The sequence below is a fragment of the Shewanella maritima genome (genome assembly GCF_043643735.1).
Taxonomy (GTDB): Bacteria; Pseudomonadota; Gammaproteobacteria; order Enterobacterales; family Shewanellaceae; genus Shewanella; species Shewanella maritima_A.
The window spans coordinates 183,479-191,188 of sequence record NZ_JBHZSM010000008.1 but is presented as its reverse complement, the minus strand read 5'-3'; the positions used below and the strand labels follow the sequence as shown (position 1 = coordinate 191,188).

The following is a 7,710-nucleotide window of genomic DNA, read 5'->3' as shown; positions in this document are numbered from 1 at the left end:
TCTCCTTGATTGAATGTTTGCACTTTCAATATGGCACATAGCGGCCAATTGGTAAGGGGAGTCCATATCATTCGTTATGTGTCTCAAGGATGGAGTCATAGATGGTCTACTTTTTCATAGCCGTTTTTTTATTAGCTATCTACTTTTCGGCCAGAACATCTTATATGGCCTACAAAAGTGATTTACTTGAACAAAACCAAGTCTATTTGATTTTTGTAGTATCTTGGTTAGTACCATTTGTAGGTGCTCTTCTGATTAGTTCAGTTCTGAAACCCGAACTTAGTAGCCGAGAGGAAGCGGTAAAATCAATGTGGGATTGGATCTTTTGGTTTAACCCGCAAGAGCAACCCAATGTTTTCCCTTCAGAAGATAGTAGCCAAATGGGGTCGTCAGTTGGAGATGGAGACCATTAACAAGCTGCTAAATTCAGATTCACCAAGGCCGTCATGCCATTTACTGGGCAAATCGGCACTCGGTTCTCTTCCTAACAGGACGTTATATTCTTTTGACAAATTGGAGGTCATAGTGAAAAAAATAGTTCTTCTTTCTATTTATTTCGTTTTTACTAATTGTGCTTTTGCACAAACTTATGAAGAAAAACGAGAAGCATCATTGGCTTTAATCGGTCAGCCCGTCCAAGACCATACTTTTTTAACCCTTAACAAACAAGAAGTGACATTTGACTCGCTCAAAGGTAAAACAACAATCGCATATTTCTTTGCCTCTTGGTGTTCGCCTTGTTATACAAAACTTGAAAATCTTGGAAAAGCAATTGAGGATAAAACGCCTACTGTAAATGTTATCGCCATTTCTTTAGACGAAGACTGGGTTAAATTAGAAAGGATGCTTGTAAAAACTGGATATACAGCTGAAGTCTGGAAATCAAGCTCTCCTAAAGCCGTTCTTCAAAATAGAATGTTTGCAAATTTTAGTGGCTCACTTCCGCACATCGTAAAAATTAACGAACATGGAATTCTAGAAGAAATAAACTGGCACATTGAATCACAAGAACAATGGTCTGCTTGCTTATCGGGAGAGGTATCATTGAGTGAAGCAAGTAGAATATAACAAACATACAATCTCAACCATGCATATTCTCTGTTGCAGTTATCTGCGGCCAAACATGACAACAATGAAATGGTTGTCACAGGGGTTCTAAATGACACCAGCACAATTTAAAACTCGCTTTGGCTTACATCAAATGGGCGAGAATATCCCTTCCCCTATCCTTACACAGCAATCAAAGGCTGCGGCGGTTTTAGTGCCCGTGATTGAAAAACCTGCAGGTTTAAGCTTAATACTGACTCAACGGCCTGAACATCTTAGGCATCACCCTGGGCAAATTAGTTTTCCCGGTGGCAAGGTGGAGCAAGGTGATATCTCATTAGTGGATACCGCGCTAAGAGAAGCGAGTGAAGAAATAGGTTTGTTACGAAACAATGTGGATGTACTGGGCAGTTTTCCGTCGCATCGCACCTTTACTGGCTTTGAGGTCACGCCTGTCATTGGATTAGTTAAAGCGCCGTTTCAGTTAGCCTTAGACCCAGGTGAAGTGGCAGATTGTTTTACTGTGCCGCTGAGTTTTTTTACCGACAAAAATAACCGTCATCAAGTGCTATTTAACCGCAAAGGCCAAGCATTCAATGTTCATGTTATGCCTTATCAGGATAAATTTATTTGGGGAGTCACAGCAGCTATTATTGACTTGTTGTGCCGTCATATCACTCATGATTAGTGCCTTGTATGCAGCAGGCTAAATGACATAACGAATATATAACCCTGCTGATAAAGAGACTAATAGCAACATAGGGATATTGAGCCAATACCCCATTCTGGTGGTGGTTTTTGCATAGAAATTCACGATTAAACTGACAAAACTTATCGCAGCACAAGCCCAAATCAGGTATTCCAGTTGAATCGTTAAATCGGGGTCCCAATGCAGCCGTACTTCAACACCTTTTGATAAAAAGTAGCCAACGGCAACATCTGGCCTTGCTTCACCAAAAATAATTAAGGCATAAATTGCTAAGCTCCATCCCAAAAGAGAAAGGACAGTCAAAATAACCTGTAATACCTTTATTTGTTTCATTAAATCATTCCTTGAGCGGCGATCATCATCTGACGCTTTTCGGCAAAACATCCACAGGACGAGCCGCTTAAAAATACCATATCTTTGGTGTTTCCCACTGTGATCTGACAAATATTTAATCGACTTAATTAAAAGTATATCAATATTGACTCAAGAAGTGCTTTTTCAGCTTGAGAAAAGCCACCATAAAGGTAAGATAAACGCCAAATATATTTTACATTCGTTTGTTGGAGAGTTGAGCAATAATGACCATTGCATCTGTCGCAGCTGTATTTAACGGTGAACATGCCGTTGGTACACAAGTCACTGTACGTGGCTGGGTAAGAACACGTCGAGATTCTAAAGCTGGTATCTCATTTTTAGCCGTTTATGATGGTTCATGTTTTGATCCGATTCAAGGTGTCGTGCCTAATACCTTGTCTAATTACAACGACGAAGTGTTAAAGCTGACTACAGGCTGTTCAGTCATTATGACTGGTGACGTCGTTGAGTCTCCTGGTGCAGGCCAAGCATTTGAGTTGCAAGTAACTGGGGTTGAAGTCGCAGGTTTGGTTGAAGATCCAGACACATACCCAATGGCTGCAAAGCGCCACTCTATCGAATATCTACGTGAAGTGGCTCACCTACGCCCTCGCACTAATATTATTGGTGCTGTTGCCCGTGTTCGTAACTGTTTATCGCAAGCCATTCACCGCTTCTATCACGAACAAGGTTACATTTGGGTATCTGCGCCACTAATCACGGCTTCAGATGCAGAAGGTGCTGGCGAAATGTTCCGCGTATCGACACTGGACATGGAAAACCTACCACGTACTGATAAAGGCGAAGTTGATTTCAGTGAAGACTTCTTTGGCAAAGAGACCTTCCTAACGGTATCGGGTCAGTTAAATGCGGAAGCGTATGCTTGTGCATTATCAAAAGTGTACACTTTCGGCCCGACTTTCCGCGCAGAAAACTCAAACACGAGTCGCCACTTAGCAGAGTTCTGGATGGTTGAGCCTGAAGTGGCTTATGCCGATCTTGACGATGCTGCAGAGTTAGCTGAAAAAATGCTGAAATACTGCTTCAATGCTGTACTTGAAGAGCGTCGTGATGACTTAGAATTCTTCGCCAAACGTGTTGAAAAGACGGCAATTGAACGTCTAGAAGCATTCGTAAGCAGTGACTTTGCGCAAGTTGACTACACAGATGCGATTGAGATCCTTAAAGCGTCAGGTAAGAAATTTGAGTTTGACGTTGAATGGGGTATCGACTTGTCATCTGAGCATGAGCGCTTCTTAGCTGAAGAGCACTTTAAAGCGCCAGTTGTGGTGAAAAACTACCCGAAAGACATCAAAGCTTTCTATATGCGTTTGAATGACGATGGTAAAACTGTTGCTGCAATGGACGTATTGGCTCCAGGCATTGGTGAAATCATCGGTGGTGCACAACGTGAAGAACGCCTAGACGTGCTTGATGAGCGCATGCGCGCAATGAACATCGACCCAGAGCACATGAACTGGTATCGCGACCTACGCCGTTACGGCACCGTACCGCATGCTGGTTTTGGTCTTGGTTTTGAGCGTCTAGTGTCTTATGTAACGGGTGTGGCCAATATCCGTGACGTGATCCCATTCCCACGTGCACCTAAGTCTGCAAACTTCTAAGTTTGAATGACTTAAGGTTTTAGCTGATGGCTAATACTTGCCAGAAATATCAAAACGCGCCTACTTTTTAAGTGGCGCGTTTTTGTTTTCAGCCTTAAACCACCTACTTCAGTAGGTGGTTATCATCAATTAGGGTTTGCCTGTATCTTTGTTTGTATGGCATGCCAGCTTGAGGTTGATTCAGCTATGCAATGATATTTAAAGCACGCAGCAAGCACATCCCCTCTTTGTTTTAAAAGATGGCTCGACGAAAACATCCATGTTTTCAACGGCTTTAAATATCATTACTCATAGATGCTACTGAGGCTACAAAATAACTGAAACGCCCCCTTTTAGGGGGCTGAATGAAAGCCACCTTCTTCAGAAGGTGGATTCTTTACTTTAGGTTATGTTTAAGTTTAGGGCTGTTTTACTAAGCCAAAAGAGGAGTAAATTTTGCAAAACATCTTAATTTTTGGAAATTCAGCTTCAGGAAAATCGACACTGGCAAAAAAATTATCAACGACTCATCACTTAGCACACTTAGACTTAGATACCTTGGCTTGGGAACCGTCAACGCCGCCAAAGCGCACAGCACTTAACAAAGTACAGCCAATTATATTAGCGTTTATTCGAGAGAATTCTACATGGGTAATCGAAGGTTGCTATGCGGACTTGCTCGACATTGCAAAGCCGTACACAACTGAAATGATTTTTATGAACTTACCGATTGAGCAATGTATTGCAAACGCCAAAAACCGACCATGGGAACCTCATAAATATTCCTCCAAAGCAGCGCAGGATAAAAACCTGACGATGCTAATAGACTGGATCAGCGATTATCCTTTTCGAAATGATGAGCTTTCCAAAGCTGCTCATACTAAGTTATATGAGCAGTTTTCCGGTAATAAACGCAAAGTAACGAGCAATAAGCAATGAGTGCTAAGTGTTTAGTATCATCTTATCTCTGAGCAATGCCACTTCATCACGTAGTGCTGCTGCCTGTTCAAACTCAAGGTTTTTAGCATGTTCAAGCATTTGTTTTTCTAGCTGCTGGATTTGCTTATTAATATCAACCGTGCTGTCGTAATGAACCTCAGTCTCTGCCACTTTAGCCAAGGATTTATTGCCTTTGTGGCCTTTACCTCTAGTCGGTCTGGCATCACCCACATCCATCACATCAGTAATTGACTTCACCACACCTTTAGGGACAATGCCGTTATCTAGGTTAAATTGATGCTGTTTTGCCCGTCTGCGCTCCGTTTCATCCATTGCCTTCTTCATTGACTTGGTGATGCTATCGGCATAGAGGATCACTTTACCGTTAACATTACGCGCTGCGCGGCCAATGGTCTGGATCAGTGAGCGTTCTGAACGTAAAAAGCCTTCTTTGTCGGCATCCAGAATACACACTAATGAGACCTCTGGCATGTCTAGCCCCTCACGCAATAAGTTAATGCCCACTAGCACATCAAACTTACCTAAGCGTAAGTCGCGAATAATCTCAACGCGCTCTACAGTATCAATGTCTGAATGCAAATAGCGCACTTTGATACCGTGTTCATCAAGGTACTCGGTTAAATCCTCGGCCATGCGCTTAGTTAGCGTGGTCACTAACACTCGTTCGTTTTTAGCGATGCGTTTATGGGCTTCAGACAATAAGTCGTCGACTTGAATCGATACTGGGCGCACTTCTAATTCAGGGTCAAGCAAACCTGTTGGCCGTACAACCTGCTCGGCCACCTCGCCTTCACTCTTATCAAGTTCATATTGACTTGGGGTAGCAGATACATAGATAGCCTGCGGTATTAAGTTCTCAAACTCTTCAAACTTTAATGGTCTGTTATCTAGCGCTGATGGCAATCTAAATCCGTACTCTACCAAGGTGGTTTTACGGCTACGGTCACCTTTATACATAGCGCCAATTTGCGGCACAGTGACATGTGACTCATCGATGATCAACAAGCCATCTGCAGGTAAGTAGTCTAATAATGTAGGTGGTCCCTCGCCTGTTGCGCGTCCTGATAAATAGCGAGAATAGTTTTCAATACCCGAGCAATAGCCTAGCTCGACCATCATTTCGATATCGTATTGCACTCGCTCGGTGATCCGCTGCGCTTCAATTAACTTATTATTATCGAGTAGCTCTTTTCGTCGAACTCTTAACTCTTCTTTAATTTCTTCTGTAGCCGCTAATATTTTCTCGCGAGGGGTAACATAGTGAGTTTTAGGGTATATAGTCGTACGGGCCACGCGTTGATTTATTTGACCTGTAAGTGGGTCAAATTCACTGACGCGTTCAATCTCATCATCGAACAGCTCAACGCGCACAGCATCTCTATCAGAATCAGCAGGGAAAATATCAATCACCTCCCCTCGGACTCGGTAAGTACCGCGCTGTAAGTCTACATCGTTACGGGTATATTGCATTTCGCTGAGGCGCTTTAAAATGTCACGCTGCCCCATAAAATCCCCTTGGCGAAGATGCAATAACATCTTCATGTAAGAGTCGGGATCGCCCAAACCATATATGGCAGAAACGGATGCTATCAAGACAACATCTTTACGTTCTAATAATGCTTTGGTGGCCGATAAGCGCATTTGCTCAATGTGATCATTTACTGAGGCATCTTTTTCAATGAAGGTGTTAGAGGCTGGGACGTATGCTTCTGGTTGATAGTAATCATAGTAAGACACAAAATATTCAACTGCGTTATTGGGGAAGAACTCTTTCATCTCACCATATAACTGGGCTGCAAGGGTTTTGTTGGGTGCCATGATAATCGTTGGCCTGCCCATTTGTTTAATCACATTCGCAACGGTGAAGGTTTTACCAGAACCCGTTACACCAAGTAAGGTTTGATGAGCCAAACCTGACTCTAGCCCTTCAACAAGTTGTTTTATTGCTGTGGGTTGGTCCCCTGCTGGCGCAAACTTTGACGCCAATGAAAACATTGTTTGTGACACGTTCTAATCCCTAAATTTTGCAGCCTTCTATCATACAATGAATTAGCGTTTGGCACAGTTTATTTACTGACTTTTTGTGTTTGATTACCGCACATTTAGACACCAAATTCCACTGTATACGATGCACCATAAACATGCAGGCGATTTGATCGTTTTAGTGCACTACAGGATCAATATGTCATTTTTATTGAAGAACAATGAAACTTTTCAACCAAATGTGAAATGTGGCCAACCTGGTTAAAAAACAGCCTTTATGTAGGCGTTAGCAAGGATTTAATGCACAATCATGAACATTTTTTCATTACATTTTTAAGAAACAACAAACAACCCGTTAAAAAAGTTATTGATTTTTATATCTCATTGTTTTAATTGAATTTTCTTAACGGTTAAAAAAATGAACCAATTTAAGTCCAACGCCCACTTTATCAGTGTTTGCGGCCGTTTTTTTAGCTTAACCCACAGGCTTATCCACAGAAATAGTGGATAACTCATTTAAACCCATAATTACTGGGGCATAGGGCGCTATTGTCACTATTTATTCACGCAGCTGTCATCTTGAAAGTTTACTACATTTGTAAGTCATCCATCATTAGTATGACGAAGCTTTGATTTATATAACGGTACAATCCTATTCAGATAGTAATAATTGAAATAGTAGATAACGATCAACCCTGTTATAGGAAAACTAGATAACGATAAAAGCAGGTGCCAAGAAGTTGTTAATAATAAATCTGTCTTATCGCGCATTGATTTGCCAATGAAACGATTAATGGTTTTTATGTGACGTACTTGATTTGTGCAAAGTATCAAAGCAAAAGTACATTTCTCGGTCATGATGACCATTAGATGAACAACTAGTGGCTGATATTCACTTTTTTTGATATCTCGAGTTGACTATGTTGCAACAGCGTTTTAATATGCGCTCCGTTCTCAGCAATACATTGCTATGCGCTTCCCCTGTAGTTCAGTTGGTAGAACGGCGGACTGTTAATCCGTATGTCACTGGTTCGAGTCCAGTCTGGGGAGCCA

At 41.9% G+C, this 7,710-nt stretch carries 7 protein-coding genes and 1 tRNA gene; 6 read left to right on the top strand and 2 right to left on the bottom strand.

Going from position 1 to position 7,710, the window contains the following annotated elements; translation table 11 throughout:
* The first annotated feature begins 164 nt into the window (after positions 1 to 164).
* The 3 genes from ACHUGF_RS10925 (at position 165) to ACHUGF_RS10915 (ending at position 1,735) form a co-directional block, all read left to right on the top strand.
* Positions 165 to 413 carry a hypothetical protein gene (locus tag ACHUGF_RS10925; RefSeq protein ID WP_394131115.1) on the top strand — a complete coding sequence of 83 codons (249 nt, stop codon included), beginning with the start codon at positions 165 to 167 and terminating at the stop codon, positions 411 to 413.
* A 112-nt stretch (positions 414 to 525) separates the two neighbouring features.
* Positions 526 to 1,068 carry a TlpA family protein disulfide reductase gene (locus tag ACHUGF_RS10920; RefSeq protein WP_394131113.1) on the top strand — a complete coding sequence of 181 codons (543 nt, stop codon included), beginning with the start codon at positions 526 to 528 and terminating at the stop codon, positions 1,066 to 1,068.
* 91 nt (positions 1,069 to 1,159) lie between these two features.
* Entirely contained in the window at positions 1,160 to 1,735 is a 576-nt protein-coding gene (locus ACHUGF_RS10915; protein WP_394131111.1) for a CoA pyrophosphatase, read from the top strand.
* Positions 1,736 to 1,753: 18 nt separating this feature from the next.
* Here the strand turns inward: ACHUGF_RS10915 and ACHUGF_RS10910 are convergent, their stop codons facing one another.
* On the bottom strand, positions 1,754 to 2,089 hold the full coding sequence (locus tag ACHUGF_RS10910; protein WP_394131109.1) for a hypothetical protein: 336 nt from the start codon (positions 2,087 to 2,089) through the stop codon (positions 1,754 to 1,756).
* Between the two features lie 245 nt (positions 2,090 to 2,334).
* Between ACHUGF_RS10910 and asnS the strand changes: the two genes are divergently transcribed.
* Together asnS and ACHUGF_RS10900 are read left to right on the top strand one after the other, a co-directional pair.
* The gene (gene asnS, locus ACHUGF_RS10905) at positions 2,335 to 3,735 is read left to right on the top strand and encodes an asparagine--tRNA ligase (protein ID WP_394131108.1); all 1,401 of its coding nucleotides are present in this window, start codon (positions 2,335 to 2,337) and stop codon (positions 3,733 to 3,735) included.
* 435 nt (positions 3,736 to 4,170) lie between these two features.
* Positions 4,171 to 4,653, top strand: a complete 483-nt coding sequence (locus tag ACHUGF_RS10900; RefSeq protein WP_394131107.1) for a P-loop NTPase family protein — start codon at positions 4,171 to 4,173, stop codon at positions 4,651 to 4,653.
* Positions 4,654 to 4,656: 3 nt separating this feature from the next.
* Here ACHUGF_RS10900 and uvrB read toward each other — a convergent pair whose 3' ends face one another.
* Entirely contained in the window at positions 4,657 to 6,669 is a 2,013-nt protein-coding gene (gene uvrB, locus ACHUGF_RS10895) for an excinuclease ABC subunit UvrB (RefSeq protein WP_394131132.1), read from the bottom strand.
* Between the two features lie 965 nt (positions 6,670 to 7,634).
* On the opposite strand from uvrB, the gene ACHUGF_RS10890 reads away from it, so the two are divergent.
* Positions 7,635 to 7,710, top strand: a tRNA-Asn gene (locus tag ACHUGF_RS10890).